A 462-nucleotide genomic window follows, 5' to 3' on the forward strand; every position below is an offset into this window, starting at 1 on the left:
CGCCGCCCTGGTGGGCAGCTTCGCCCGCACCGTCGAGGCCGACCAGTTGTTGCGCTCGGGATGGGCCCGCGAGATCGCGTTGCCGCGAACCGAGGTCCGCGCCCGGGCTCTGGTTGCCGTGTCCGGTGCGACCGAGCAGGCGCTCGAACGCGACCCGAACAGCGCCGGCGCCCGGATACCGCGCGAGGCGCACCAGGCGATGAAGTGGGGCCTCGAGCGCGGGCCCGTGCTCGTGCAGACCCCGCGTGCGGGCTACGCGCTGCGCCTGGCCTGCGAGCGCTGCCGCACTCCGGCCCGCTGCACCGCGTGCGCCGGGCCGTTGGGACTGACCGGCCCCACGACGCCGCCGCGCTGCCGGCTGTGCGCCACCGAAGCGACGGCCTGGGCGTGTCCCGAGTGCGGCGCGGCCGGGCTCCGGTCCCCGATGCTCGGCGATGCCCGCACGGCCGACGAGCTGGGCCG

At 77.5% G+C, this 462-nt stretch carries 1 pseudogene; it reads left to right on the top strand.

Features of this window, described 5'->3' with window-relative positions:
- Positions 1–462 (top strand): annotated as a pseudogene (locus ACOADB_RS11670) (primosome assembly protein PriA); the annotation flags it as partial.

The organism is Nocardioides sp. CPCC 206348, from assembly GCF_048654705.1.
In the GTDB taxonomy this organism is placed as follows: domain Bacteria; phylum Actinomycetota; class Actinomycetes; order Propionibacteriales; family Nocardioidaceae; genus Nocardioides.